Source organism: Polyangium spumosum (assembly GCF_009649845.1).
Classification (GTDB): Bacteria; Myxococcota_A; Polyangia; order Polyangiales; family Polyangiaceae; genus Polyangium; species Polyangium spumosum.
Map to the genome: position 1 here is coordinate 86851 of NZ_WJIE01000012.1, position 25937 is coordinate 112787.

Genomic DNA, 25937 nt, shown 5'->3' on the forward strand with positions numbered 1-25937 from the left:
GCGGGGCCGTCATTCGTCGTCGACGACGCGGATGGGGAGCCACTTGAACCCGGTGACGCCTGCGTCCTTGAAGATGCGCCAGACCTTGGGGGAGACGAGGAACGCTGGCCCCGGCAAGACGGCCTCGCTCAGGTCGCCCTTGAATTTGACGTATCCGTACCATTCCCACGTTCGGTTCACGTCCATCGCGCCCGTCAGGTCTCGAGCGCGGTATGCGAGGCGCGGGGAGAGCTGGCTGAAGTAGAACCCGCCGCGCCGACAGGACGAGCAGACGTCGCGCGGGTTCATTCCGATCGAGTGAGGCGACACGGGAGGAAGCGCGTGCTCGGCCCACATCTGGCGTCGCGGCAACTCGACCTGCCGCTTGTCTTTTCGTACGGCGTAGACGCTCCGGAACGAGAGTCCCGTCACGCCCTCGCTCTCGAGCGCCTCGGCCAGTTGCTCATCGACGACGATTTCCTGGTAGCAGGTCACCACGCGATACGTATCGAGCTTCGCCACATCTTCAGGATCGGCGCCATCGAGCATCAACGCCGATGTCTGTCGCGCGCCCGCGGCGCACACCGGGCACGCATTCGACAGATCGAATTGCGTTCCCAGCCGCGGTCCTCCGAAGACCATGGATTCGTCGGGAATGGTCACGAGGAGCAACCGGGCGGCGTCGAGCTCCTCGTCCGTGAACGTATCCTCCTGAAATTCGCGCCACTTCACTCGATATGCCAAAAGAAGTTGACGAAGGACGGTGAGCCGAGGGTCGTCCTCGAAGAGGGTCACATAGATGTCCCCATGAACATCCCTCACCACGTCAGGTCCGCACCCTGCCGGTTCCAGGACGGCTTGCACCCCGCCTGAAACGTCTTTGGCATGGAAGTACACATCGACCCGAGTTCTCATCGGCTCCATCCTGTCGTTACCATCGCCACCTTGGTTCACTCATTTGACGAAGTATTTCTCGATGGCCTCGAGCCAATGCGGATTGTCCGCGTAAACATCTTGATACGCTTTCCAAATCTGTGATGGGTCTTTGGGGTTGAGCACCTCCTTCATTCGTGCGCGCAACTTCCTCCCTATCTCATCATGCCTCGCAGTCGTCAAGATCACCGCCGGCCCCTTCGCGGGGTCGAACCCGAGTTGTTTCATCCGAGCGGTCTCGAAGATGTGATGCGCCTGGAACATCCCTTCGAGCCCGTCCGTGAACTGGCTCATCACGTCGTAGGGCCCGATAACCTGCATGTCCGCCAGCGAGCCCGCGAGCTTCTTCTTCCCGTACTTCTTCCGCAGGTACTCGATCGCTTCCTTGCTGAGCTGCTCCGTCTTGTGGATCATGACCGGCAAGTTCTTCTTGCCCGCCGCCTTCAACTGGGCCTCGAACGCCGTGATCTGCGCCCTCGCCACGGCCGAGAGCTGGAGAAAGGCGACGGCTGCCTGGAGCGCCGGGTGATTGAACCCGTCCGGCTCCTCGCCCCCCACGATGCCGTGCTTCTTGCCGTCCTCGCGGTGGAGGTCATGGCTGGGATCGTCGGCGAGGCCTGCCGCGAGGGCGAGCTGCTGGGCGAGCTTGTCGAACTCCGTCTCCTCCTTCTTGTCGCCGTTGCCCTTCCCCTCGCGCGTACAGCCCTCCTTCGTCTGTTCACACGAGGAGACGCTCAGCGGCTTTCGCTCCGGAACGTCCACCAGTTCCGGCAGCGCCCCGCCGCGATCCACGAGCCCATGCTCCTCGTCAACCCATTTCTCCTCCCGCTTCGGGAGGATCGATTCCTTCGACAAGACGCCTTCCCGCGGCAAGATCGCGTCCTGCCGCAGCTTCGCAGGGCGTGACGGCGGCGGAGGCTCCTCCTTCGGCGGCGTGATCAGGTGCTTGCGCACGCGCTGCTCGACGGGTTCCTCGTCGTCCACACGCTCACGACCGCCTCCGCCTCCACCTTCGTCCTCCGCCTCCTCCTTCGCCGCAGGCCGCTTCGCAGGAACAGGCTTCGGCGGCGGAGGCGGCTTCGGCTCCGGCGGCACAGGCTCGCAGGGGTGGTTGCTGTATTCGGTCGGGATCATGTACCGGGTCTTCGACCCCACCCGCGGATTGAAGACGAAAATCGGATGGTGCGCGCTGCTCTCCGCAATCAGCGTGATCCAAGGCTCCTCGGTGACCGGCTTGCCCGCATGATCGTACGTCCACCGAACGATCCCCGGCCCATGCGGACGCATACACGCCGCGACGACCCAGGGCGTCTTCTTCGGCGGCGCGTCCGCGCGCGCGGGTGAGGCGCACATCCCGAGGGCAAGCGGCAGCAAGATCGGAGCGAGCAGACCACGGCGCATACGTCCCTCCCCCGGCGGATGGTACGAGCCCTCGCGCGCCGAGAGCAACACGCGCCCACGCGCCGACGCACCCCTCCGCCGCCCAGTTGCCCATCCGCCCGCGCGCCGATCCCGCCTCCGCCGCCCAGCCCACCATCCGCCCGCGCGCCGATGCTCCACTCCCCCGGCCGGAGGTGCATCCGCCCGCGCGCCGATACACGACTCCGCCACCCAGCTCCCATCCACCCGCGCGCCGATACACGACTCCGCCGCCCAGTTGCCCATCCGCCCGCGCGCCGATGCTCCACTCCCCCGGCCGGAGGTGCATCCGCCCGCGCGCCGATACACGACTCCGCCACCGAGCTCCCATCCGCCCGCGCGCCGATGCACGACTCCGCCGCCCAGTTGCCCATCCGCCCGCGCGCGCTCCCACCGAAGCAATGTTCCTCCTTGCTCCGTTCCTTCGTCCTGATGGACAATGATCCCCAGGAAGACCGCAGGCCCGCTCACGGTCGCGGAGGGCGGGGCGGGGCTGATCGAGGGGGCTGCCGATGATTCGCCGAGTCTTCATCTCGTGTTTGCTGCTGCTCCTTCTCATCGTGCTCGCGTCGCTCGCGCTCGGACAGGAATGCAAGCGCAAGACGCCCATTCGATACATCGGCATCTGCGCGCACCCGCACGGCCCGATGCACAGCGAATGGACCTACGATTTCTCGGGCCATCCGGTGCTCGGCCCTGCGGCTCGGCAGCTCGTCGCCTGCCACGATGTCCTGCCGCTCTTCGTCTTCGATCCACGCGCGGACCTGAAGAACCGGGGCTTGATGCCCATGAAGTTCCAAGACAAGGCATTGGCTTGCGAGCCGCCGCCGCCGCCCAGGCCAAAACCTGCGCCAGCGAAGAAGCAGGATCCGCCGATAAAGGAGAAGGCGGACGGGGACGAGGGCGGCGGCGGCGGGAGCGGTGGCGGCGGCAAGCGGAAGGATGACGAGCCGAACGTCGAGGAGCGCGTCGAGAAGTATCGTATCCGGAGCGAGAGCACGCCCGAGGAGGCGAGGCGACCGAAGAACGACGTGCAGGGCGTGCTGTCGAAGGAGCCGCAGTTGCCGCGGGAGTCGGGGATCCTGAGCAAGGAAGGCGTCTTGCCCTCGCGCGACGAGGTGCGTCCGCCGAGATGCGTGGACGAGCAATGTACGATGGTGGACCGCGGCGGCGCATTGCCGGAGCTCCAGCATCGACAGGGGCGGCCGCTCGTGAGTGTGGTCTCCTGCAAGCAGACGAAGGAGGGCTGCAAGGGCGAACACGCGGGCGACGGGACAGGCCAACAAAAGGCGCTGACTCCGCTCGAACGGATGGTCCGCGAGCTCTCGATCGCCTCCGCGATGCTGAACGGCGAGTTCAATCACGACCTCGCGCGCAAGGACGGCAAGCGGTTCGGCATCATCGGCGGGAGCAGCGAGGACGGCGTCGACAGCGCCATCGTCCAGGCCGCGGCGGCGATCGCGCAGGTCGCCTCGGGGGTGCTCGTCGGGCAGGCGGAGACGTTCGCGAAGAAGCTGGAGGAGGCTTGTGCGAAGAAGGCGCCGCTCATCATCGAGGGGGCCGAGAAGGTGTCCAAGGAGACGGCGGAGCTCCTGGCGCAGCAGTATGGGAGGGCGATCGCGGAGGCCCTGGAGCAGAACGGCGCGATCGGTCCCTACAAGACGATGCGCGAGTTCACGCGGGGCCTGGAGGGGGACTTCCAGGCGCATCACATCCTGGAGAAGGCGATGGGGCGGGACCTCGGGCTCACGAAGGAGCAGCTTGACAACATCCCGTCGGTGATCTTGACGGAGGCGCAGCACAAGAGGATCACACGCTTGCTCGACTTGAAAAGACCGAAGATGAAATTGGACTCCCAAACGTTGTGGGACCTATACGAAGAGGTGTACGAGCCATTCCCCCACTGGCTCGAAGCAATCAAGCCGTACTTTGGAAAGTAAGTGGAACTTCGAGGTGCAACATGTGGACCGAGGCGCGAATTGTCATCATCAACGACCGTATTCCCGGAGGGCCCCAGACGATCCTCGGTCCTGCCGGGTGCGGGCCGGACGTGGCGGTCCTCGACGAGGTCGCAGACGCTACCGTCATCACCCTGGACGACACGGACGAACGCCTGGCGCTCCTCCAGAGCCTTCTCGAGGAGCGGGGGCTCCGCTGTTCCGTACGCCGGAACGACCGCTTCACCGACGAGGAGCTCGAAGCGGCGCGGCTGCTCGTCATGGAGTACGACACCAACGCCACGGTCTTCGCGGGGCCCATGATGGGCACGACGTACGACATGTCCGACGCCTGCAATCGGTGCGGCGCCGGGGCCCGGCAGACGTCCGCGCTATTCATCGACGGCGAAATGCTTCCCAGACTGGAAGGCCGGCGCGCGGCCACGACGTCCCACGAAGAACCGCTCGTGGACGAGAAGCTCGCCGCAGCCCTGGCGCTGAGCGGCGCGACGGGGCTCTCGTTCCGGGACGTCTTCGCGGCTTTCGAGGAGCGGGGCTTCCGGATCCCGTGGAGGCAGGTCTGCGCGACGCATCCCCTGCCGCCAATGTCGCCTCGATCCACCGGGATCGAGCATTACGAGCCGTGTCCGTGTGGGCGGAGTTGCTTCACCGGGAAGGAGGAGGTTCCTCTCCGCCTCGCCTATCGCGCCTCGGACCTCGCCGACATCCGCGACGTGAACGTCACCTGGGAATGGTACGGCATCTCGAAGTACACCGGCGACCTCTCCGAGTCCGTCCTCCCTTACCCCCTCTTCCTCGTCACCCCGAAGGTCCGCCGCATCTTCCTCGACGCAGGCATCACTGGATTCGACTGGCTCCCGATCCGGGTCGTCGACGAGTAGAGGCCACGACGCGCGTGATTCTTCACCCGCGCCCCGGGCACACGACCCTGCCAACCAAGACAGCCGCGCTGCTGGTTCTGCTGGCAATGCGGCTTCTTCGTCGGCCTGCTCGAAAAACTGCGCATCGCGCAGTTTTTCAACCTGAGGTCCAGGGCTTGCCCTGGTCCGGGTCGAGGGGCGGACAGCCCCCGCGGGGTCCGGGGCAGCGCCCCGGCTCTGCGCCTGCCGGATGAGACCAATCCCTCTCACAAGCCTCTTGTGTTCCCCCTCGCCTCATGGCACCGTTCTGCGCGCTCAGGACAGACGACCTTCGGGAGGAACGTACCATGGCCGACGATCATATCGATTACGGGGAGTGCGGCGAATATGCCGCCCATTTCGCGACCGAGGCGCAGCGGCTCGTGGGCCTGTCGCAGCTCGTCAACGTGCAGGCGCTCATCGACGAAGTGATGAGCGTGGCCGGCAGCGTGGCCGCCGAGCTCGCCAAGCAGACGCAGAAGAAGGCCGTCGTGCGCGGCGACGGGGCGAACGTCGCGGACGCCGCGGAGGAGGGGCGCCAGGAGCTCGCGCGTTTCTTCAAGTATCTCGGCACCCTCGATGACGACGTCGTGCGCGACGTGAATGCGTTTTTCCCGGGCGGCAGGCAGGGCGACCTCAAGAAGCTGAAGCCCGCCGACGTGCAAAAGAAGATCGCCTCCGTGCTCACCGGGTTCGACGCCCCCACCAACACGGCCCTGCCCGAGGGAACGAAATGGAAGAACAAGCTCACGCAGGCCGAGCACAGCCTCAAGATTGCCATCGGGCAAAAGACGTCCGCCGTGGGCACGAAGATCGTCCACACCGCCGAGCTCGCCGCCGCGCGAAAAGCCTTCTTGAAGACCTACATCAACGTCGCCAAGCCCCTCGTGCGCGGGCTGCTCGCAAGGCTCGGGCGTGAAGACGAGTTCTCCCTCTACTTCCGCGACGAGACCGTGCAAGAGTCGAAGCCCCGCAAAAAGGCCCCGCCCGCCGAGGCGCCCGCGGAGGGCTGAGCGCCCCGCGAAGGTGCGCCCCTACGCGACCCGCGCCCGCGCGTGGTCCGGGCGCGTCAGCAGCATCCGAACATCACCCGGCGCCACATCCCGGAGGCGCAAGAATCCCAGAACATCGTCGACGTGCGACCGCTGTAGTTGAGGCCGAGGGACTTGCAATGCGCCTCCGCGTGGCTCACCCAGAGGTCTTCCGACTTGCAGCTCGTCGGTCCCCCGAGTGATCGAGGCCCACATGTCAATTCGAGAGGATCCTCGCCGGCCACGGGGAGATCCTCGATGGGAGCCGGCTCCTCGTGGACGGGCGCGACACAGCTCGCCCCATCGCAGCTCTCGTAGTCCTCTGCCCAGTACCTCAGCGTGCAATCATACCTCGTCTCGGTGCAGCTCCGGACGTACAGCCGCTTTTGCCTCTGATTGGTGCAGCAACCAAGCGTGCCTTCCGGGAACCATTTGGTACAGCCCACATGAGGCGTGCACGACTGCGGCACGAGCTCCTCTCGAGAATCGGGCTCGGCCGCAGGAGACGCGAGGGTTCGAGGCGCGTCGACGAGAAGCAGGCCCAATGACAGCAGAACACCCAGTACGGAGAAACGCTTCATCATCGGCTCCTTCGTGGTGATTCGGGTACTCTATCGGCCGCTGTGCCGTGCCGTCAAGATTACAGCGTTTCGCCAGGGAGAGCCGAGACACGCTGCCCCGTATGACGATCGCGTCGCAAAGCCGACAGAATCCTTGCCCCCCCGCACGGACATGACAAGGATGCGCCCCATGTCCCTACGCCCCCTCCTCGTCCTCCCGCTCCTCCTCCTCGCCTGCAACAAGGAGACCCCCTCCCCCGCGCCCGAGGCGAAGGCCCCGGACGCGAAGACCCCGACGGCCGCGGCCTCGGACAAGCCGGCCGCCGCCGCCGAGATCGGAAAGCCCGCACCCGATTTCACGCTCACCGATGACGAGGGCAAATCCCACCACCTCGCCGATTACCGCGGCAAGACCGTCGTCCTCGAGTGGTTCAACGCCGGTTGCCCCTTCGTCAAGGCCTCGCACACGAAGGGCTCGCTCAAGGGGCTGTCGAAGCGCGCGGCCGAGAAGGGCGTCGTCTGGCTCGCGATCAACTCGTCCGCCCCCGGAAAGCAAGGGCACGGGGCCGAGAGCGTCGCGGAGGGGCGAAAGGCGTTTGGCTTCGAGAACCCCGTGCTCGTCGACGCGTCCGGAAAGGTCGGCAAGATGTACGGCGCCACGAATACGCCGCACATGTACGTCATCGACGCGCAAGGCACCCTCGTCTACCGCGGCGCGATCGACAACTCGCCCGACGGCGAGGGCGAGTCGCCGAAGGACGGGAAACTCGTGAACCACGTCGAGGAGGCCCTCGACGACCTCGCCGCCGGCAAGCCCGTGCGCACGCCCGAGACCAAAGCCTACGGCTGCGGCGTGAAGTACGGCTCGTAAGCCCCCCGCCATTGTCCCGACCACACGACCTCGGGTAGTCTCGGCGCATGTCGAAGCCCACGCCGCCGGACGGGCCCTCCCACGCCGCCTTCGACGACGCCGTCACGCTGCCACGCGCGGCGCAGGCCCAAGCAGGCCCCGAGCCGAGCGCCATGTTGCTCTCCGGCTCCGACCTCCAGGAGCGGGGCCAGGGCTCGCTCCTCGAGGACGAGCTCGCCACGCTCGTGGGCAAGCTCATCTCGGACCGGTACGTCGTGCACGAGCTCATCGGGCACGGCGGCATGGGGGCCGTCTACCGCGGCGAGCAGGTGCACCTGCGCAAGCGCGTGGCCATCAAGGTCCTGCGGCCGGACATGGCCCGTATGGTCGAGCTCGCGGTGCGGTTCGAACGCGAGGCCATCGCGGGCGCACACGTGAGCCACCCGAACGTGGTCGCCGCCATCGATTTCGGCAAGCTCGACGACGGCTCGCAGTTCTTGATCCTGGAGTACGTCGAGGGCACGTCGCTCAAGGATCTCATCGAGGCAGGCCCGCTGCCCCTCGATCGCGCGCTCTCCATCGGCCGGCAGCTCGCAATGGCCCTCGGGGCGGTGCACGAAAAGAGCATCGTCCACCGCGACGTGAAGCCCCAGAACATCCTCGTCGACACCAGAGAGACGGTAAAGCTGCTCGATTTTGGCCTCGCCAAGGTGCGCGTCGAGCTGCTCTCGGATCAGGGCCGTCACGCAAAGCCGAGCCCGGCGCTGACGGGCGTGGGCATGGTCATGGGGACGTTCGCGTACATGGCGCCCGAGGCGGCGCGGGGCATGGAGGGCGTGGACGCGCGCTCGGATCTGTATGCGCTCGGCGTCGTGATGTACGAGATGCTCACGGGCCTACGCCCGTTCGACGAGAAGGATCCGGCGCTGCACCTGAAGAAGATCCGCAGCGAGGAGGCGCCGCCGATGCGGGAGCGGGCGCCGGAGATCAAGGTGCCGCCGCGGATCGAGGCCGTCGTGATGCGGCTGCTCGCGCGGGAGCCGGAGCGCAGGTTCGCGTCGGCGAACGAGGCGCTCGCGGCGCTCGACGAGGCGGCCGCGGCGCCGGAGAAGGAGCTCGAAAAGGCGCTGGAGAAGGCGCTCGAAGGCGAGCTCGCGAAGGCGCCGGAGAAGGCCGCCGCGCCCGCGCCGAAGCCCGCGGGCAAAGGCCTCGACAAACGCGCGCTTTTCCTGATGGCCGCGGGCCTCTCGGCCCTGGCCGTGCTCCTGCTCGTGGTGGTGCTCGTGCGCAGCGGCTCGTCGGAATCCACGGACGAGGACGAGGCCGCCGCCCCCGCCACGACCGCGGCGCCGACCGGGACGAGCCGGGCCGCCGTGCCGGCGAACGTGCCGACCGAGATCGACGGCGCGGACGCGACGGAGTGGGCCGAGCGGCTGCGGCGGGCGGCGTCGAAAAAAGAATGGCGGCCGGGCGCGAAGGCCTTCCTCGCCCTCGCCAAGCTCGATCCCGAGCGCCTCACGGGCAATGAAATGCGCGGCGACGTGGTCGGCGTCGTCGCGGGGATCGGCTTCGAGACGAGCTTCGCCGAGTCGGACCAGGTCTTCGACGCGCTCGAAAAGGAGCTCGGCACGGGCGGGCTCGACGTGCTCTTCCACGTGGTGCGCACGCGGGGCGGCACGAAGGCGAGCCGCCGCGCCCACGACATCCTCGGAAAGGCGGGGACCATGGACCGCGCCACGCCCGCGTTACGCGTGGCCTTCGAGCTGCGCAAAGCGGCCTGTCACGACAAGCGCGCGCTTTTTTCGAGGGCCGCCGAGGAGGGCGACGGGCGCGCGCTCGACGAGCTCTTGATCACCAAGGACACCCCCTGCTCGGCGAGGCGTGATCCGTGTTGTTATCGGGAGGACGCGGAGATCAAGGAGGCGATCAGCAAGCTCCGGGCGAAGCTCGGGGGGTGATTATCCAGCCCGGGACAGGACCCACGCCGCATATCCGAGCGCCGTGAGCTGGATGATGGCGAACCCGAGGAGGCCCGTGGGCAGGAAATCGAAGAAGCCGAACCGGAGCTTTTGCCCGTCCGCGTCGCGGATGTCCGCGCGCTCCGTGAGCGCCTGCGCCAGCGGGCCCGCGGTGGCCGCGGTCAAGAAGAGCGAGCTGCCCGCGCAAACCGAGAGCGCGAGCCCCACGTAAACCGCGGACGGCGGGAGCCGCTTGGCCAAGGACGCGGCGACCTCGAGCAACGCGGCCATGCTCGGCCCCGCGGAGAAGAGGCCGGTGAGCAGCCCGGCGAGCAGCAGGAACACGAAGAGCTGGCCAGCCCCGGAGATCGGCAATCGCTCGATGCCCCGCGCGATGAGGTCGAAGAGGCCCGTGTCACGCACGGCGCCGACCATCACGAAGAGCGAGAGCAAGAAGAACACGGCCTCGGCCTCGAGGCCATTGCGGGTGAGCCTCTCGCCGAGGCGACGATTGAGCAGCAAGGCGAGCGCGGCCCCGAGCCAGCAGACGAGCTCCGGGCCGACGCCGAGCGAGGCCGGCAAGAAGAGCCAGGCGGCGACCATGAGCGCGAGCGACGCCGCGGCAGGCACGAAGATGCGGCGATCGAGGGTGATCCGCCGGTGCAACGCGGTCATGACGGCGCGCGCGATCCCGGCGGTGATCGGGTCACGCGGCATCCCCCTCGCAGGACGCACGACGAACGCCGTCACGGCGAGCAGCGCCGCGAGCGCGACGAAGGTCGCGGGCGCCGCCTGCACGAGGTAATCGACGAACGTCATGCTGCCGCGGCCGAGCAGGAGGATGGCCGGGAAATCGCCGATCGGCGTCGCGGCGCCGCCGAGGTTACACGCGACGAGCAACACGCCGAGCGTCCACGAGACGTAACGCTGGTTCGTCCCGCCAAGCCTGAGGAGCACGTGCAGCACGGGCAGCACGAGGACGAGCGCCGTCAGGTTGTTCACGATGCCGCTCACCACGTACATGGCAATGCCGAAGACGATGGTGAGGCGCGCCGGATCGGCGCGGCTCGCCCGGGTCGCGGCGAGGGCGAGGCGATCGAAGAGGCGGGACTGCGCGAGGAGCTGCGAGACGAGCCCGAGCGTGACCAGGATGACGAGCACGTCCCACGGCACGCCGGCGAGGATCCGCGAGGTATTCGCGACGCCGAGCAAGGTCGCGGCGAGGCACGCGAGCCCGGCGCCCGCAGTGACCACGAGCACGCGGTACGACGGGAGGAGCGCCTGGAGGACGAGCGCGAGGAGGAGAATGCCGCTCAGGATGAATTGAGGCTGCGTCACGGGGATACGGGAGGAGCGGAAGAAGCGGAAGGACGATGCGGAGGACCGACGATCTCCGAGAAATCGTCGCAGGCCGTCTCCACGAGCCAGCGTGGATAGAGGCGCATGGGCGTCCCGAGGACGTCCCAGCCCACGAGCGAGCGGAACTGCGCGCGCACGTCCGGCCCCGCGACGCGGAGCCAGGTCGCGACGACGTGGGCCGTATGCCCGTCGGTGCCATACACGAACGACAGGAGCGCGCTGCGCTTGCCGGCCCAGCGCCCGAGCTCGGTCAACGTGACGGGCGCGAGCGCGCCCCCGTAATTCGCGAGGACGCGGCGCATGTCCGGCTCCACGCCGAAGGGCTCCGCGCAGAGGCCCATTTCGACGCCCGGCAAGGCAGGGACGAGCGCGTCGAGCGCGTCGGTCTCGAGGCCAACGACGAGCAGCCGGCCGATGCCCCCGAGCGCGCGGACCACGGGCCCGGGATCCTGCATCGGATCGAGCCGCGGATCCCGCGCGCCGGAGAGCCAGCGGTGCGCCGCGAAATCGAACACGGGATACTCGCGGCCGAGGGCGTCGCAGGCCTCGTCGACCAGCGCCTCGCCGCCGAGCTGGGAGAGCTCGTGGACGAAGAGGCGCGCGGCGCTGGCCATCCCCAGCTCACCGGCGGCCATACGGAAGGCCTGCCCGAGGTGCCGGGGCAATCCCGTCATTCGTGGGCCTCTCCGGCCGGCGCCGGGAGGCGCTCGAGCAACGCGCCGAGCGCGTGGACGAGCGCGGCGTTCGCGAGCGCGTGGTGCGCGGGGCCGTCGAGCAGGCAATCGACGAGCGCCTCGACCGCCGGAGCCCCGCCGCCGCTGATGGCCTGGAGCGGCGCGAGCGGCATACACAAGGGGTACTCCTGGTCCTCGCCCCGCGCCTCCGCGAGGTGCGGCGGCAACCGGAGGGGGACCGGCACGGCCTCGCCCGCCGGCGGTTTGTCCGGAATGCCCCCCGTGCGCTCGAGGAGCAAAGAGACAATCGACAGAAGCGCGAAGCTCGCCCCGCGATGATGGGTGGGCCCCTGCTCGAGGATGCAACGGGCGACGAAGGCGCGGTCGGCCGGGTCCGGGATGCAGGACGCGAGCAGGGTCTCGAGCCGCTGGGGCGGGAGGAACGCGCGGATCGTGGAGGGCGGCAGCGGGGGCCGCGGCGGCGGAGGGTGATGGTGGGGCCCGTGGTGGCGCTTCGGGTGGTGCGGCGGCATCTCGACTCCTCGGCGTGTGGCGCGGAGCGCTTCAGCGAATTCGTATGAGATCAAGAGATAGGAGTCACGACGATTGCATGTCAACAAAAAGGTCACGTCCGCGGCGCGTCCGTCGGCTCCATGAGCACGACGGTGCGCGGGAACGCCACGTCGGCGCCGGCCTCGTCGAGGGCCGTCTTCACCGCGGTGGCCGCTCGATCGAGGACACGGAGGACGTTCGCCTGATGCGCCTCGACCCAGAAATGGACCGTGATCTCCACATTCGTGGCCCCGAGCGACTCGACATACACCCACGGCGCCGGCTCGGTCATGACGCCCTCCGTGCGCGAGAGCGCGCCGCGGATGACCTCGCGATCCACGTCGATGTCGTCGAAATAGCTGATGCTGACGCCGAGGCGCACGCGCCTGTGTCCGTAAGCGGTGCGCACGATCATGCCGCGGGTGTAGACCTCGCCGTTCGGCACCACCACGAGCTCGTTGTCGTAGGTGCGGATCCGCGTCGCGCGGACGTCGATGTCCTCGACCGTTCCCTCGTATTCGCCGGAGCGTATCTGATCACCGATGCGGAAGGGCCTGCGCCACAAGAGGAGCACGCCGGCCACGAAGTTCTGGAGGATGTCCTTCAGCGCGAAGCCAATGGCGACCGAGCTGATCCCGAGCCCCGTCACGAGGTCGCGCCACCGCAACGAGGGGAAAATGACGACACTCGCGACCGCCAGCGCGGCGACGAGGATGGCCGCCGAGACGATACGCGCGATGAGGCCGACGAACGCCGGATCGAGGCGGGCGCGGCGGCCTCCGCGGGAGACGGCCGCCCGGGCGAGCCGCGCGAGGAGCGCCCCCACGGCGAAGCAGACGAGCCCGGTCGCGAAAAACGGGAGGCGATGGAGGACCGAATCGAGGAGCCGCTCGAGGGCCGCTTGGATGGTGTCGAGCTCGTTCATGCGCCTTCCATGCAACGTCCCCATGCGAGCATGGTGCCGACGCCCGGAGCAGCGACGGCCCGATCCATGCTCCGCCGCCTCTCCGTGCATCTGCGCACGGCGCTCCAGGACGTCCGGTCGAGCCTCTGGTTCGTACCCACGGTCCTCGTCGTGGCCTCGATGGGCCTGGCCTTCGGCCTCGTGGAGGCGCAATTCGGCGTCGGCGAGGCGCTCGAGGACATTTATCCGCGTTTCTTCGAGACGAGCCCCGACGACGCGCGGCAGCTCCTCTCCGCCATTGCCACCAGCGTGCTCACGGTCGCGGGCGTCACGTTCTCGATCACCGCGGTGACGCTCTCGCTCGTGGCCAGCCAGTACACGCCGCGCGTCGTGCGCAGCTTCATGCGGAGCCGCAAGACCCAGGTCGCGCTGGGCGTGCTCATGGGCGTCTACGTCTATGCGCTCGTCGTGCTCCGTACGGTGAGCGGTTCGCCCTCGCCGTACGTGCCAAACCTGGCGGTGATCTTCGCGTTCGTTTATGTCGTGGCGGGGATCTTCGTCTTCATCGTGTTCGTTCACCACATCGCGGCCTTCATCCAGCCGGCGACGATCGCCTCGGACGTCTATGACGAGACGATACGCGCGATGCGCGAGACCTTCCCCGAGGAGCTGGGCGATTGCGCCCCGGAGGACACGCGTGAGGCGGAGGTGGAGCGCGCCGTCGCCGAGCTCGCGTGGCACCCTTTGCCTGCGCCGGAGGCGGGCTACATCCAGGCGGTCGATCTCGGCGTGTTGATCCGCCACGCGGCGCGGGCGCGGACGATCGTGCGCCTCGGCGGGCGCGTGGGCGAATTCATGATCGAGGGAGCGCCGCTGCTCTTCGTGGCGCACGCGCCCCCGGACGCGGCGAGCGCGCGCCGATTGCTCTCCGCGGTGCACTTCGGGGCGCATCGGACCATCGAGGAGGATCCCACGTATGGCGTGCGTCTGCTCGTCGACATGGCGCTCAAGGGCCTGTCGCCGGGCATTCACGATCCGACCACGGCTATGATGTGTATCGATCACCTGGCGGCCCTGCTGCTGCACGCCGCGCGGCGGAAGATCGTGCAGGCGCACCGAGGAGAGGACGGGGCGATCTGCGCCATCGTGCCTCGCACCCGGTTCGAGGAGCTGCTGAGCGACACGATCGAGCCCATCTGCCTCGCGGCGCGCGAGCAGCCGCAGGTGCTCGAGCGGCTCGTCGTGATGCTGGGCGCCATCGGCCGCGAGCTCGGGCCCGGCTCGCGGCGCTTCGCCGTCCGATCGCAGGTGGCCATGGTGGCCGATCAGGTGAGCCGGCTCGTCCCCGTGCCGGGGAGGTCACGCGTCATGGGCGTCGCGGCGCGGGTGCGCGAGGAGCTCGACGTAATGGCAGACGTCGAGCCTGCTCGACCGTGACCCACGAAGGCGCGGGCCTTGCCTCGCAGGGTCGACATGGAAAGAGAGCCCGTCTCCGAGGCCCGCGCGCGCTCCCCGTCGACACGCGAAGACGTCGTTGCCCGCGCGGCGCGGGGGCTCGCCGCGGTCGCGATCCTGGCCCTCTCGTTCTGGGTGCTCGGCGCGCTCGCCGGGCCGCTGCTGCTCGTCTTTGCGGGCGTCCTTCTGGCCGTCTTCCTGCGTGGCGCGAGCCAATGGTTCGGCCGCCACGCCGGGCTCTCGGCAGGGTGGTCCCTCGCCGCCGTCCTCTTCGCGCTGGCGGGCGTCTCCGTGGTCGCCGGGTGGCTCATCGCCCCTTCGATCGCCGCGCAGGTCGACGTCCTCGTGCAACGCGTCCCCGAGGCGGCGGGCAGGCTCGGGGGTTGGCTCGAGCGTTATGAATGGGGGCGCGGGCTGATCTCGTGGGGCTCGGCGTTCAGCATGCCCGCGCCGCGGCGCACGCTCTCCGGGGCGACGAGTGTCCTGTCGACCTCGGCCGGCATCGCCACGAGCTTCGTGGTTTTCCTCTTCGTGGGCCTGTTTCTCGCAGCGGATCCAGGCGTCTATCGGAGGGGCGTCCTCCGCCTCTTCCCCGTCGCCAGGCGAGCGCGGGCCCGCGTGATCTTCGACGAGGTGGGACAAACGCTCGGGCGCTGGCTGCTCGGGAAGCTCTTTTCAATGGCCGTGGTCGGTGTCTCGACGTATGCGGGCCTCGCGCTCCTCGGCGTCCCCCTCGCGGCGACGCTCGCGCTGCTCGCCTCGGTCTTGACCTTCGTGCCGTATGTCGGGCCGCTCGCCGCGCTCGTGCCCGCCGCGCTGCTCGCCCTCCTCCAGGGGCCGGCCCTGGCGGCGTACGTCGTGGCGCTGTACCTCGGCATTCAATTCGTGGAGTCCTATCTGCTCACGCCTCTCGTCGCGAGGCGCACCGTCTCCTTGCCACCCGCCGTGACCATCACGAGCCAGGTCGTCATGGGGACGCTCACCGGGGGCCTCGGCGTGGTGCTCGCGACGCCCCTCGCGGCGGCCTTGCTCGTCCTCGTCAAGCGGGCCTACGTGGAGGACGTCCTCGGGGACGATTCGGTCGACGCGCCCCCGGGTGCGCCCGTCGCAGGCGTGCCGGAGGAGCGCGCGTCTTGAGGCGCCGCTCTTCAGCCTCGATCGAGCGGCGAAGCGACACCTCGCAGCGTCGAGCGACCTGTCGCGTCGGAGCGTCGGATCACGGAGATCGTGCCGTCGGTTTCGAGCACGACCGCCTCGACCTCGGCGAGAGAGGCGATCCCCTGGTCACGCACGGCTGCGAGGAGCTCGGCTTCCAGCACCCGCTCGCGGCGCATCGCGCGCTCGAGCATCTCACCGCGATGGAAGAGCAGCTTCGGCTCGGACTTCACGAGGCGACGAACCACGCCGGACCGGACCGAGGTCCAGGTGACCAGGTATTGCAGACCGATGAGCAGCGCAAAGCCGACCACGCCCTCCACGAGGGGGACGTCCTTGGACAGGATCACGGTCGCCAAGCTCGAGCCCAGGGCGACCGTGACGATGAAATCGAACGCATTCATCTTCGACAGCGTTCGTTTCCCGGAGATCCGCAGCGAAAGGACCATCGCGACGTACGCGAGGACGGCGGTGAGCGCGACCCTGCCCGTTGCCTGCATGCTTTCGAAGAACACCAGTCCCTCCATGGTTTCCCGACGAGCGCTCCCGACGGAAGGGTCGCCGCGCGCGACGGCCGCGCCCCGGGATGCGAGCGGGATGCCGTCGGATGTCGGAAACGGACCGCCCAGCCGTACCGGGCTCGACACGACCCCGAGCGCACGAGCGGCCGGCACCCGTGAAGGCGCAGGCTTTGCCTCGCTCACGCGTCATGACGCCAGGCACGACGGCGCGTAGCCTCGCCGCGCTCGCGCTCCTCGCCACGCGCGCGGCCTCGGCGAGCGACGAGGGGGCGCGCGGCGAAGGCGACGGTATCTCGTTCGAGGCCGGTGGCCTCCTGCAAATCCAGACGGATACGTTGTCCGCGCCCCCCGGCCCTCCGTGGCGGATCCGGGCGAGGCGCGCGCGCCCCTATGCCGAGATGAGGGTCGGATCCTGGTTCGTGGGTCGCGTCGAGCCCGATTTCGCGACCTCGCGCGTCTTCTTCAACGACGCCTACGTGCGCCTGCGGCCCGATCCCCGGTTTGCCATGACGATCGGGCGATCGGGGCGGCCGTTCGGCGTCGTGGATGACGTGAGCGCCCGGGACATCCTGCCCATCGAGCGCGGCGCACGAATGCGCGGGGTCCGAGCGCTGGATCATTACGCCCTCCTGGAGGAGGTGGCGTACGCCGGCAGGTCGTTCGGCGTGGCCGCGGGCGGCGAATTCCCCGGGGCGCTCGGATTCACGTACACGATCGGTTTTTATCGCGGCGGCGTCGGCGAGGAGGACGATCGAGGCGGAGACATCGAGCAATTCGCGGGAAGGGTGACGATCGAGCCGGCCCGACACGCGCGGCTCGGCGCGAGTTTGACCAACCGAAACTTCGGGTGCGACGCCTGCGCGCGCGGGGAAACGCGGCGCGGGACCGCCTTCGGAGCGGACCTCCTTTATGGCGAATTCGGGGAGCGGGGTCCCCTGGCGCTGCTCGCCGTGAGCGCAGGCACGCTCGATCCCTTCTCGGGAGCCCACTTCGTCTCCGGGCAGATCTGGCTCGCCTACCGGTACGGCGTCGCGTCCGGGCCCTTCGTCGACGTGGAGCCGCTGCTCCGCGTCTCGCACGGTCGCCCCGAGGGCGAGCGGGCAAAACTCGGCGGGACGCTCGTCACACCGGGGCTCAACCTGTACCTCGGCGCGAAACACCGGTGGATGATCGATCTCGACCTGTGGATCCCGCGCGGGGTCGTCCCCGTCGCATCGAGCTTGAAGACGCAGCTCCAGCTCGCATTATGAGCCTGCCCGGAAAAACCTGGACGCGAGCGCGGAGGGCCCGCGGGCGAGGAAGCGACCTGAACGGATCCTGGCACACGCCATGGATATCGATCCCGGCACGGGGAGCGCGGGCGGCAGTTTGCTCTCCCCACGACACGAAAGGAGAACGTCGATGAGCGAGAGCCTCTGGAGGACCATTCGATGCATCGGCCTGTTCGCCGCCTGCTCGGCCGCGGCCGTCGGCTGCAGTCGTGAGGACCGCGCGCTCGGGACCGAGCGCGGGCGGGAGCTGGGCGCCGGCGAGACCACGACGCCCGCGCCGGTGCCCGGCGCCTCTGCGGCGCTCGCCGGCGCCGTCGACAGCATCGCGGCGGCCACGTGTGATCACGCGCAGCGCTGCGGCGAGATCGGCATGGGGGACGACAAGGACTACGCCTCGCGTGACGCGTGTCTGGCCAGGGAACGGCAGAAGCTGTCCGAGGATCTGAACACGACCTCGTGCCGCGGCGGGATCCATCAGAAAGAGCTCGACGAGTGCCTCGCCGAGGCGCGCAACCAGGACTGCAACGCGCCGTTCGACGCGCTCGGGAAGATCGCGGCCTGCCGGACGAGCGATATCTGCAACGCGGTCCCCTGAACCACGACCCACCACGAGCAGGCACGACGGCGCGGCTCGGGAGCGGCGAGCCGGCCGTCGTACCTGGCTGCCAGGTGCTCAGCGCTCAATCGGCGACGTCTTCGCCCACGGCAATGGTTTGCCCGTCCGGCGCGACGAGGACCTCGAGGTCCTGCCCATCCTTGTCGATGTGCGCCTCGAAGAAGATCCGGCCGTCGGGCAAGGTATACAGCTCCACCTTGTCGAGCTCGCCGCCCCGCGCCCATTTCTCGATGGTATCGCGCGCCTCGGGTGACACCGAGCCGAACGTGACCTCCCACTCCTTGCCCTGATCGAGGTACTCCTCGAGCGACCTGCCGCCGGTATCCAGGGGCGACGGGACCATTTTCTGATCCTGTTGCACCTGCGCGTCCGTCACGGCCGGCGCGGCGAGCAGCGCCAACGCGAGCGACGCGAACAAGGGAAAACCTCTCGGCTTCGTCATGTCTCCACCCCTTCCGCTCGGCTCCTGCGTGCTCTGCGAACACGCAAAAACCCTCCCTTTCGCTCGCATGCGAACGGAATGCCTCCCGCCCGCGGCGCCGCGCAGGGGTTCGCTTGGTCGTTCGAGAGGGAGGTGGGAGAGGAGGGATCGTCAATGGGCGACGGGCGCGGCGGCGCCGATCGGCGCCGCCTCCCCGGCGCGCTCGCCGAAGCGTTGCCCCGCGAGCGCGGCCCGGAGCACGCCGGGCAGCACGGCGAGCGTGGTGATCGTCCCGAAGAACATGCCGAAGATGACCACCGTGGCGAGCGGACGCTGCACCTCTGCGCCCGCGCTCGTCGCGAGCGCCATCGGCAAGAAGCCGAGCGCCGCGACGGCAGCCGTCGTCAACACCGCGCGCACGACCGACGTCGCCCCCCGCGTGACCGCGGCGTCGAGCGGCTCCCGCTCGAGGAGGCGCCGCCGCACCTCGCTGGCGATCACCACCCCGTTCAGCACGGCCACGCCGCCGAGCGCGATGAACCCGACCGCGGCCGACAAGCTGAAAGGCAAGCCACGCGCGAGCAGGCCCAGCATGCCGCCCACGAGCGAGAGCGGCACCATCATGAAGACGGCCAGCGCGAGCCGTACGTTCTGGAACATCCAGAGCAGCATGCCGAAGATGATCACCACGACGGCCGGCACCAGGAACGCGAGCCGCTTTTGCGCACGCTCGAAGTTCTCGAATTGCCCGCCCCACGCGAGCTCGTAGCCGCTCGGGAGAGGCACCTCGCGCTCGACGACGGCCTTGGCCTCGGCGACCCAGGAGACCAGATCGCGGCCGCGCAGGTTGACGTCGACGCGCACCGTGCGCTCGCGATCCTGCCTGCGGATCGAGGTCGGCCCATCCCCCTCGGCGAGCGTGACCACCTCACGCAGCGGGACGCTGCGCCCGCTCGAGGTCTCGACGAAGAGCTCGCCGAGCGCCGACGCCGAGGGCTCGGACGGGGGGTTGAGCACGCGCAGGTCGAACTTGCGCTGATCCTCGTAGATGTCGCCGACGCGCACGCCCTCGCGCGCCGCGGCGATCACCGTGAAGGCGTCCTCGACCTTCACCCCGTGACGCGCCATCTTCGCTCGATCCGCGACGGCGCTGATGACGGGCTGACCGAGCAGCCGCTCGACACGCACATCACCCGCGCCCTGGATCGCCTTCACCCGCTCGCCGATCCGGTCGGCGAGCGCGGCGAGCTCGTCGATGTCGCTGCCGACCACCTTGATCGAGACGTCGGCGCGTGAGCCGCTGATGAGCTCGTTCGTCTTGTCCTCGATCGGCTGCGACACCGAGACGAACGTCCCCGGCACGCGGCTCTCGATGGCGTTCTTGAAGGTCTCGGAGAGCGCGTCGAAATCACGCGCCGTCTTCCATTCGTCGAGCGGGCGCAGGCGCACGAGGATGTCGGTGTTGTCGTTGCCGACGGGATCGATGGCGACCTCGGCGCGGCCGGTCATCCCGAGCGTGCTCATCACCTCGGGGAACTCGTGCAGCACCTTCTCGGTCTCGAAATCGAGCCGCCGCGCCTCCTCGAGCGAGATGCTCGGCGCGCGGCGGATCGTCACCACCGCGTCGCCCTCGAAGATACGAGGCACGAACTCCGCGCCTGCGTGGGAGAACGCGTAGATCGACACGACGAGCGCCGCCGCCGAGGCGCCGAGCAGCGGCCACCGGAGCGCGACGAACCGCCCCACGACGCCCTCGTACTTCCTGGTGATCCACTCCATCCAGCGAGGACCGTGGCCCTCCGCGGGCGGCACCAGCGTGACGAGCAGCGCGGGGAAAAACACGACCGAATACACCAGGGCGCCGAAGAGGGCGCAGGCCATGGTCAGCGCCATCGGCCGGAACATCTTGCCCTCGATGCCCTCCAGGAAGAGCAAGGGCACGTAGACGAGCATGATGATCGCCACGGCGAACGCGACCGGGCGCGCCACCCCCTGCGCCGCCTCCGCGTACGTCCGCGCCTTCGCGTTGCCCGCGAGCTTCTTCCCCGCCACCGACGCGATGACCGCCTCGAGCATCACGATCGGCCCATCCACGAGGAAGCCAAAATCGATGGCGCCGAGCGACATGAGATCCCCCGTCACGCCGAAGAGGTGCATGCCGAACAAGGCGATCGTCATCGCCGCCGGGATCCCGAGCACCACCGCGAGCGCGCCGCGCAACGTGCCGAGGAAAAGCGCGAGCACGATCGTCACGACGATCACGCCCTCGACGAGGTTCTTCAAGACGGTGCCGATCGTGCGGCCCACGAAGTCGGCGCGATCGTAGACGACCTCGATCGTCGCCCCGGGCGGCAGCTCCCTCTCGATTTCCTTCACCCGCGCGCCGACGTCGGCGACGACCTCGCGGCTGTTCTCGCCGAGGAGCATCATCACGATGCCCGTGACCGCCTCGCGCTCGCCGCCGTGGGTGATCACGCCGTACCGCAGCGCCGCGCCGATCTGCACGTCCGCGACGTGCTTGACGAGCACCGGCGCGCCGTCGGCGTCCGCGCGGAGCACCACGTTGGCGACATCCTGCTCGTCGCGCAGCATGCCCTGGCCGCGCACGGTGAACGACTCCTCGCGCCGCTCGACGTAGCCGCCGCCCACGTTGACGTTGGCGCTGCGCAGGGCCGCGAGCACGTCCTCCACGGTCATGTGGTGGGCCTTCAGGCGCGCGCGATCCACGACGACCTGGAACTGCTTGAGCTCCCCGCCCATCGTGTTGACCTCGATCACGCCCGGCACGCTGCGCAGCTTCGGTACGATCTCCCAGTCGAGCATCGTCCGGAGCTGCATCGGCGTATGCTGCGAGCTGCGCACGACGAACTGGAAGATCTCGCCGAGCCCCGAGGACACCGGGCCGAGCTCGGGCGTGCCCGCCGAGGGCGGCAGCTCGCGCTCCACGGCGCGCAGCCGCTCCAGCACGAGCTGGCGCGCGAACCACACGTCCGTCCCGTCGGCGAACACCACCGTCACGGCCGAGAGCCCCCCGCGCGAGACGCTGCGCAGCTCGGCGCCGCCAGGCACGCCGTTGAGCGCGTTCTCGATGGGAATCGTCACGGTCCGCTCCACCTCGACGGCGGAGAGGCCCGAGGCGCTCGTGAGCACCGAGACCTGGATCGTCGAGACGTCCGGCATCGCGTCGATGGGGAGCGCGCGCACGGCCACGGCCCCCGCCCCGAGCAGGAGCGCGAAGAGGACGAGCATCAGCGCCCGCAGGCGAATCGAGGCGAGGACGATTCGTGACAGCATGATTTTACCGGTAAAGCTCGCTCTTCAGGGCAAAGACGCCGCGGCTGACGACCACCTGCCCCTCGGACAGGCCCGCGGTGACCCCCTGGTTCTTTCCGTCGTCCGGGCCGAGCTCGATCGGGGTCGGCACGACCCGCTCGGGGCTCTCGGCGAGGAACACCGTCGGCCGCCCGTCGATGTACGTGACGGCCGTCATGGGCACGGTGAGCATCGTGCGCGAGGGGCCGGACGCCTGGATGATCGCGGTCACGGATTGCCCCGGCCGGAGCTTGCGCTCCGTGTTCGAAACCGCGACGCGGACCTCCGCCGTGCGTGACACGGGATCCACGACCTCGCCGACATGGGCCACGCGGCCGGGGATGGGATCACCGCCAACGCGCGTGATCTCCACGGGATCGTCCTTGCGAATCGCGTCGACGTTGCTCTCGAAGACCGAGAGCTCCACCCAGAGGTGATCGAGGTTGGCGACGCGGAAGGCGATGAGGTGGGCGTCGACGGACTGGCCCGCGAAGATGTGCCGCTCGACCACGGTGCCCTCGAGCGGCGCGCGGAGCATGTACACGCCGAACGGACCGCCAGGGGATCCGCTCATGGCGATCACGCGCTGCCGCGCGGCCTCGAGGACCGCCCGCTGCTCCTCGTGCGTCGCGGTCGCGACCTCGTGCTCGCGCGCCGTGGTGAGGCCACGCTCGGCGAGGTCGCGCTCGCGCTTCTCGTTGATCGACGCCGCCTTCCGGTGCGCGTTCGCCACGGCCACGCCGGCCTGCGCCTCCCCGAGCTCCGCGCTCTCGATCTCGGCGAGCACGTCGCCCTTCTTCACGCTGTCGCCCTCGACCTTTCGCAGCGTGCGCACGAGCCCGGGGATCCGCGTCCCCACCGCGGACACGTGCGCCGGGTCGAACCCCACGGTGCCGACGACCTTGAGGCGCGGCACGAGGGGCGCGAGGCGCACGGGCTCGGTCACGATCCCGGCGCGATCGCTGAACGCCTTCGAGAACACGATGGCTTTGCCCTCGACGTGCGGGACGTCGGCCTTGGTCACGGGTACGTCCGTCTCCGTGTCGCCCCCACGCAGCCAGGCGAAGAGGCCGGCGGCGGCGAGCGCGGAGAGGCCGGCGGCGATGCCCCAGCGCGCCCAGCGCGGCCTTCCCTCCTGCTTCGGGGCCCGCGGCTGGGTCTCGTCGTCGGAGACACCCTCCTCCGGGGTGAGCGGGGTCTCCAAGCCCTCGTCGTTCGGGTTCGTCTCGTCTGTCACGGCAAATCTCCGGTCAAGGCGACGATGTCGCCGACGATGGCCCACTCCCGGGCGATGAGCTCCAGGCGGCGCAACCGCAAAAGCGCGAGGTCACGACGCGCGGTGAGCACCAGGAGCATCTCCCCCTTGCCCGCGGTCTTCATCGCGACGGCCGCGTCCGCCGACGCTTGCGCCGCGGGCAGGGCGGTCGTGTCGATCACCTCGCGGGCGCGGCGCACCTGGGCGCGCTCGAGCGCGAGGCCCGAGAGGCCTTGCGCGACGAGGCGCCGCTTCACCTCGGCCTCGGCCAGCGCGCGCGTTCGCTCGGCGTCGGCGCGGGCCACCTCGGCTTGCTTGCGCCGCGCGACCGGGAAGGTCCACGCGACGCCGCCGCCGAAGCGCGCCTCGCCGAAGTCGCCACGTCCGGCGCTGACGATGAAGTTCACCGGCGGGTGGGCCTCGATCGCCGCGCGTTCGCGAGCTCGCGCGTGAAAGTTCGCCTCCTGCGTCGAGGCGGTCACGTGGGGCGACGCCTCCGCGACCCGCGCGGCGCCGGCTCCGGCGTACGTCTCGCCCGGGATGGGGGGCATGGCGGAGGAGCCGTCGGGCGGGGAGAACATGCGTCCCGTCGCGCGGGCGAGCTCGACGAGCGCGCGCGTGAGATCCCCGCGGCTCTCCGCGAGCACCACCTCGTAACGCGCGTGCTCCATGCTCGCGAGCTTCTCCTCCTGCAGCGTCGCGTCGCCGGCTTCGCGGCGCTGCTGGTACAGCTCCGCCTCTGCGGCCGCGTCGGCCACGAGCCCTTCGATCGTGCGCACCCGCGCGGCCGCGACGAGCGCGGCCCCGTAGGCGCGCACGGCCTCCCCCTCCGCCGAGAGCTGCGTCGCCTCGAACAGCGTCTTTTGCCAGGCGACGAGCGCGTCCGCCTCGTCGATCCTGCGCGACCGTTGCCCGGACAGCTCGAGCGGGACCCACAGGTTCGCCTGGATCTGCGCGTCCTTCGTCACGCCCTGGAGGCCACGATCCACGAAGACCTCCAGGTAGGGGTTATCGACCGGGGCGAGCCGCGCGCCTGCGTACGAGGACTGCGCGACGCCCACGTTCCCCCGCGCGCTCACCACGCCCGGCGCGCGCTCGCGCGCGAGCTCCATGGCTCGCTGGAGGGAAGGAAAGGACTCGGTCGTGGACAGCTCGACGTCCGCTCGGGACGACGCCGCACCACGCTCGCCTGCGATTGCATCGCTGGCGACGAGCATCATCACCAGCGCTATGAAAAGTATGGGCATACCTCGATAGCACGCACGAAGGATTGTCATCGTAGTGCCCCAAACGCGTGTTGAGCACAAACGAACGCACCGAATTGATGTAGTGCCGAAAAGGCCAGCGTCAAGGCATGTTTTTACCTCCGACAGATATGTCGTGCGCCAAACGGCGTTATCCAGATTGGGTATCGCGCCGCGCCCCTCAGGGCCGAGATACCCCGCCGTCAAGCACCTGACGGAGCACGAATATTCCCGGCTGCCCGACGACGGCGCCATCCATCCGCCCACGCGCGCAGCGCGAAGCGAAGCGGATGACCGTCCGTGAGGGCCCCGGCCACGTCCCATAACGAGACGATGTCCTTCGCGTCACGTGGCTGGGCAAACCACACGGGCTCCCAGGCCTCGGGCCCGAAGCGAGCCCGAAACGCGTGCAGTCCGTCGAAATCGTAGATGGGGCGCCCAAAACGTCGCACGAGACGCAACGTGCGCGGCAGCGCGCCCGTGAGCGGGACGAGCCCCATCGTCACCCGCCCGCACGCCCCGCCCGCGAGCCACCGCATCGCCGCGTCCACGAGGAGCTCCACCGTCCCGTTCGGCGCGTCGTCCGCCCGGAGGATGTCCTCGAAAAACCAGCCGCATCGGCCGGGCACCGGCACCGCCGCGAGCACGGCGACCAATCGCGCGCCCCGCTCCGCGACCACGTAAAGGCGCTCGGACGGCCTGTAAAAAAGATCCACCGAGAGGAGGAAGCCCAGCGGCCCGCCCCGCCTCCCCGCGAGCCACCGCGCCCCGAGCGCCGCGACCTTCGGCCCGAGCTCACCCGCGAGCTCGTCCTCGTTCACCACGCGCGTTCGTACGCCCTTGGCGCGAGCGCGGCGAATCTGCTCGCGCAGGCTCCGCCGCCCGGCGAGCACGCGCTCCCATCGGCGCGGATCCCACACCGGCTGCTGGCCGAGGAGGAACCGCGAAAAGAATGCGTCCTCGGGGAAGTCCTCGACCGCACAAAACCCGGCGCGCCGCCCCGCCGCGCGCGCAGCCCGCACGAACGCCCGCGCCACGCGCGCCCACTCCGCCGGCGCGCACAGCGGAGAGCCGGCGGCGACCCACGCGCTCCCCGTGTCCGTGTACGCGACCCAGGCCCCGCGGCCGTCGCTCCAGGCGCGCATCCCAGGCGCGAGGGCCTGGAATGCCACGGTATCGCGCCCGAAGCGATGAACGGCCTCCGCGAGCGTACGCGCCTCGGGAGCGGGACGTTCATTCGCGGGAGCACCGTCCGCTCCGCGTGCAAACCTGGCCGTCGGGGCAATCACGCCCATCCCGACAGGATCGCTCGCAGAGGCCATCGACACAGGCATTATGAGCTCCGCAGCTCGCATCGCTCACACATTCGACGCATCGATTCTCGAGACAGTACCGGAACTCGGGGTCCCTGCTCTCGCAATCTGCGGCGTTCGAACACGGGACGGATCGTGGTGAGGGAGTGCAGGCCGCGACGATACAGAGCGCCGCCATCGAAGCAAAGAACCGGCGCAGGAACCAGGTGCCCATGGTCCATCATCTCCGAGGGAGCCAAAAGCATGGCACATGCCATCGCGGATCGAAGCCCGGATCCAGCGCTCGGCCAGCGCCGAG

Annotated in this window: 22 protein-coding genes; 9 read left to right on the forward strand and 13 right to left on the reverse strand. The window is 69.2% G+C overall.

Translation table 11 applies throughout. The features are described 5' to 3' along the window. Positions 1-9 precede the first annotated feature (9 nt). Positions 10-801: a hypothetical protein gene (locus GF068_RS32260; protein WP_153823366.1), complete on the reverse strand. Its 792-nt coding sequence runs from the start codon at positions 799-801 to the stop codon at positions 10-12. 132 nt (positions 802-933) lie between these two features. Then, positions 934-2313 (reverse strand): hypothetical protein, encoded by a 1380-nt coding sequence (locus GF068_RS32265; RefSeq protein WP_153823367.1) that lies wholly within the window; start codon positions 2311-2313, stop codon positions 934-936. A 530-nt stretch (positions 2314-2843) separates the two neighbouring features. Here GF068_RS32265 and GF068_RS32270 point away from each other — a divergent pair. From GF068_RS32270 to GF068_RS32280, 3 genes are all read left to right on the forward strand, one after another. Next, the gene (locus GF068_RS32270; RefSeq protein WP_153823368.1) at positions 2844-4271 is read left to right on the forward strand and encodes a hypothetical protein; all 1428 of its coding nucleotides are present in this window, start codon (positions 2844-2846) and stop codon (positions 4269-4271) included. A 20-nt stretch (positions 4272-4291) separates the two neighbouring features. After that, complete coding sequence (locus GF068_RS32275; protein WP_153823369.1) at positions 4292-5170, forward strand: hypothetical protein; 879 nt, start codon at positions 4292-4294, stop codon at positions 5168-5170. 326 nt (positions 5171-5496) lie between these two features. Then, positions 5497-6201: a hypothetical protein gene (locus GF068_RS32280; protein ID WP_153823370.1), complete on the forward strand. Its 705-nt coding sequence runs from the start codon at positions 5497-5499 to the stop codon at positions 6199-6201. Between the two features lie 56 nt (positions 6202-6257). On the opposite strand, the gene GF068_RS32285 is transcribed toward GF068_RS32280, so the two are convergent. Beyond that, positions 6258-6803, reverse strand: coding sequence for a hypothetical protein (locus tag GF068_RS32285; protein ID WP_170319807.1), 546 nt, complete (start codon positions 6801-6803; stop codon positions 6258-6260). Positions 6804-6969: 166 nt separating this feature from the next. On the opposite strand from GF068_RS32285, the gene GF068_RS32290 reads away from it, so the two are divergent. Together GF068_RS32290 and GF068_RS32295 are read left to right on the forward strand one after the other, a co-directional pair. After that, the gene (locus tag GF068_RS32290; protein ID WP_153823372.1) at positions 6970-7650 is read left to right on the forward strand and encodes a thioredoxin family protein; all 681 of its coding nucleotides are present in this window, start codon (positions 6970-6972) and stop codon (positions 7648-7650) included. 47 nt (positions 7651-7697) lie between these two features. Then, positions 7698-9587: a serine/threonine-protein kinase gene (locus GF068_RS32295; protein ID WP_153823373.1), complete on the forward strand. Its 1890-nt coding sequence runs from the start codon at positions 7698-7700 to the stop codon at positions 9585-9587. Here GF068_RS32295 and GF068_RS32300 read toward each other — a convergent pair whose 3' ends face one another. The 4 genes from GF068_RS32300 to GF068_RS32315 form a co-directional block, all read right to left on the reverse strand. Beyond that, positions 9588-10925 carry an SLC13 family permease gene (locus GF068_RS32300; protein ID WP_338046660.1) on the reverse strand — a complete coding sequence of 446 codons (1338 nt, stop codon included), beginning with the start codon at positions 10923-10925 and terminating at the stop codon, positions 9588-9590. It lies immediately after the preceding gene. After that, a complete protein-coding gene (locus tag GF068_RS32305; protein ID WP_153823375.1) occupies positions 10922-11620 on the reverse strand; it encodes a hypothetical protein in 699 nt (232 codons plus the stop codon). Before GF068_RS32305 ends, GF068_RS32300 begins: the two co-directional genes overlap by 4 nt. Next, positions 11617-12153: a hypothetical protein gene (locus GF068_RS32310; RefSeq protein WP_240807719.1), complete on the reverse strand. Its 537-nt coding sequence runs from the start codon at positions 12151-12153 to the stop codon at positions 11617-11619. Before GF068_RS32310 ends, GF068_RS32305 begins: the two co-directional genes overlap by 4 nt. 92 nt (positions 12154-12245) lie before the next feature. After that, positions 12246-13097, reverse strand: coding sequence for a mechanosensitive ion channel family protein (locus GF068_RS32315; protein WP_170319808.1), 852 nt, complete (start codon positions 13095-13097; stop codon positions 12246-12248). A gap of 9 nt (positions 13098-13106) precedes the next feature. On the opposite strand from GF068_RS32315, the gene GF068_RS32320 reads away from it, so the two are divergent. Beyond that, the gene (locus GF068_RS32320; RefSeq protein ID WP_170319809.1) at positions 13107-14513 is read left to right on the forward strand and encodes a DUF2254 domain-containing protein; all 1407 of its coding nucleotides are present in this window, start codon (positions 13107-13109) and stop codon (positions 14511-14513) included. 36 nt (positions 14514-14549) lie between these two features. After that, the gene (locus GF068_RS32325; RefSeq protein WP_153823378.1) at positions 14550-15668 is read left to right on the forward strand and encodes an AI-2E family transporter; all 1119 of its coding nucleotides are present in this window, start codon (positions 14550-14552) and stop codon (positions 15666-15668) included. A gap of 11 nt (positions 15669-15679) precedes the next feature. Here GF068_RS32325 and GF068_RS32330 read toward each other — a convergent pair whose 3' ends face one another. After that, positions 15680-16213, reverse strand: a complete 534-nt coding sequence (locus tag GF068_RS32330; RefSeq protein WP_153823379.1) for a DUF421 domain-containing protein — start codon at positions 16211-16213, stop codon at positions 15680-15682. 182 nt (positions 16214-16395) lie between these two features. Between GF068_RS32330 and GF068_RS32335 the strand changes: the two genes are divergently transcribed. Then, positions 16396-17457: a hypothetical protein gene (locus GF068_RS32335; protein ID WP_153823380.1), complete on the forward strand. Its 1062-nt coding sequence runs from the start codon at positions 16396-16398 to the stop codon at positions 17455-17457. Positions 17458-17608: 151 nt separating this feature from the next. After that, the gene (locus GF068_RS32340; protein ID WP_153823381.1) at positions 17609-18073 is read left to right on the forward strand and encodes a DUF6184 family natural product biosynthesis lipoprotein; all 465 of its coding nucleotides are present in this window, start codon (positions 17609-17611) and stop codon (positions 18071-18073) included. A gap of 85 nt (positions 18074-18158) precedes the next feature. Here GF068_RS32340 and GF068_RS32345 read toward each other — a convergent pair whose 3' ends face one another. The 5 genes from GF068_RS32345 to GF068_RS32365 form a co-directional block, all read right to left on the reverse strand. Then, the gene (locus tag GF068_RS32345) at positions 18159-18536 is read right to left on the reverse strand and encodes a hypothetical protein (RefSeq protein ID WP_153823382.1); all 378 of its coding nucleotides are present in this window, start codon (positions 18534-18536) and stop codon (positions 18159-18161) included. 150 nt (positions 18537-18686) lie between these two features. Next, positions 18687-21809 carry an efflux RND transporter permease subunit gene (locus tag GF068_RS32350; protein WP_153823383.1) on the reverse strand — a complete coding sequence of 1041 codons (3123 nt, stop codon included), beginning with the start codon at positions 21807-21809 and terminating at the stop codon, positions 18687-18689. A gap of 4 nt (positions 21810-21813) precedes the next feature. After that, positions 21814-23064: an efflux RND transporter periplasmic adaptor subunit gene (locus GF068_RS32355; protein WP_153823384.1), complete on the reverse strand. Its 1251-nt coding sequence runs from the start codon at positions 23062-23064 to the stop codon at positions 21814-21816. Continuing rightward, the gene (locus tag GF068_RS32360; RefSeq protein ID WP_170319810.1) at positions 23061-24302 is read right to left on the reverse strand and encodes a TolC family protein; all 1242 of its coding nucleotides are present in this window, start codon (positions 24300-24302) and stop codon (positions 23061-23063) included. The genes GF068_RS32355 and GF068_RS32360 overlap by 4 nt, the downstream gene beginning before the upstream one ends. Before the next feature lie 227 nt (positions 24303-24529). After that, complete coding sequence (locus tag GF068_RS32365) at positions 24530-25681, reverse strand: phosphatidylglycerol lysyltransferase domain-containing protein (RefSeq protein WP_153823386.1); 1152 nt, start codon at positions 25679-25681, stop codon at positions 24530-24532. Positions 25682-25937 lie beyond the last annotated feature (256 nt).

Coding starts and splice junctions, on each gene's coding strand:
- GF068_RS32350 (WP_153823383.1), bottom strand. CDS start 21,809: ATGCTGTCACGAATCGTCCTCGCCTCGATTCGCCTGCGGGCGCTGATG.
- GF068_RS32330 (WP_153823379.1), bottom strand. CDS start 16,213: ATGGAGGGACTGGTGTTCTTCGAAAGCATGCAGGCAACGGGCAGGGTC.
- GF068_RS32265 (WP_153823367.1), bottom strand. CDS start 2,313: ATGCGCCGTGGTCTGCTCGCTCCGATCTTGCTGCCGCTTGCCCTCGGG.
- GF068_RS32275 (WP_153823369.1), top strand. CDS start 4,292: ATGTGGACCGAGGCGCGAATTGTCATCATCAACGACCGTATTCCCGGA.
- GF068_RS32325 (WP_153823378.1), top strand. CDS start 14,550: ATGGAAAGAGAGCCCGTCTCCGAGGCCCGCGCGCGCTCCCCGTCGACA.
- GF068_RS32295 (WP_153823373.1), top strand. CDS start 7,698: ATGTCGAAGCCCACGCCGCCGGACGGGCCCTCCCACGCCGCCTTCGAC.
- GF068_RS32305 (WP_153823375.1), bottom strand. CDS start 11,620: ATGACGGGATTGCCCCGGCACCTCGGGCAGGCCTTCCGTATGGCCGCC.
- GF068_RS32310 (WP_240807719.1), bottom strand. CDS start 12,153: ATGCCGCCGCACCACCCGAAGCGCCACCACGGGCCCCACCATCACCCT.
- GF068_RS32270 (WP_153823368.1), top strand. CDS start 2,844: ATGATTCGCCGAGTCTTCATCTCGTGTTTGCTGCTGCTCCTTCTCATC.
- GF068_RS32340 (WP_153823381.1), top strand. CDS start 17,609: ATGAGCGAGAGCCTCTGGAGGACCATTCGATGCATCGGCCTGTTCGCC.
- GF068_RS32290 (WP_153823372.1), top strand. CDS start 6,970: ATGTCCCTACGCCCCCTCCTCGTCCTCCCGCTCCTCCTCCTCGCCTGC.
- GF068_RS32320 (WP_170319809.1), top strand. CDS start 13,107: ATGCAACGTCCCCATGCGAGCATGGTGCCGACGCCCGGAGCAGCGACG.
- GF068_RS32285 (WP_170319807.1), bottom strand. CDS start 6,803: ATGATGAAGCGTTTCTCCGTACTGGGTGTTCTGCTGTCATTGGGCCTG.
- GF068_RS32335 (WP_153823380.1), top strand. CDS start 16,396: ATGACGCCAGGCACGACGGCGCGTAGCCTCGCCGCGCTCGCGCTCCTC.
- GF068_RS32345 (WP_153823382.1), bottom strand. CDS start 18,536: ATGACGAAGCCGAGAGGTTTTCCCTTGTTCGCGTCGCTCGCGTTGGCG.
- GF068_RS32280 (WP_153823370.1), top strand. CDS start 5,497: ATGGCCGACGATCATATCGATTACGGGGAGTGCGGCGAATATGCCGCC.
- GF068_RS32365 (WP_153823386.1), bottom strand. CDS start 25,681: ATGCGAGCTGCGGAGCTCATAATGCCTGTGTCGATGGCCTCTGCGAGC.
- GF068_RS32315 (WP_170319808.1), bottom strand. CDS start 13,097: ATGAACGAGCTCGACACCATCCAAGCGGCCCTCGAGCGGCTCCTCGAT.
- GF068_RS32360 (WP_170319810.1), bottom strand. CDS start 24,302: ATGATGCTCGTCGCCAGCGATGCAATCGCAGGCGAGCGTGGTGCGGCG.